Annotated in this window: 1 protein-coding gene; it reads left to right on the forward strand. The window is 66.4% G+C overall.

The genetic code is table 11. The features are described 5' to 3' along the window. The coding region (locus AACY19_RS26975; RefSeq protein ID WP_339454547.1) for a hypothetical protein at positions 1–424 on the forward strand (424 nt) is incomplete at its 5' end. Positions 425–518 lie beyond the last annotated feature (94 nt).

Genomic DNA, 518 nt, shown 5'->3' on the forward strand with positions numbered 1-518 from the left:
TTCGATCAACTGGCGGGTCGACCATCTCGGACTGCGTGGCACGCACGCAAACCGAAACGGGTTTCGAGGCGGTCCCATCTGGACCGAAGCCGACATCACGACTCTCCGCGATCACTACGGCAAGATGCCGATGACCGATCTCGCCGCCAAAATGGGGCGGACCAAAGCCTCTCTCTTCACCCGCGCCAATCTCTTGGGTTTGGTTCACGGCTACCACCGGCCCTGGAGCGACGACGACCGGCGCGCCCTCGCGCTTGCACACGCCCATGACATCGCCTTGCCCGATCTCGCGACGGCGCTCGGGCGCAAGTATGCTGCCGTCCATAAATTCGCCGAGAAGCAGGGGGTCAGGTTCGGCCGCCGCGCGCGTCGCAAGTCCGCCCCGACGCTGCAGGACATTCTCGGCCTATCTCCGCGGCCGTAGGCCGGGATCGACCGTGGCTCGAAGGGGAGGGGGAGGGCTCGGGTGGGCGTGAAGGGCACGCCAGCCACGAGGAGCGCATCATGATCCCCGCCAC

It is taken from the genome of Pseudomonas sp. EA_5y_Pfl2_R50, assembly GCF_963970475.1.
GTDB lineage: Bacteria > Pseudomonadota > Gammaproteobacteria > Pseudomonadales > Pseudomonadaceae > Aquipseudomonas.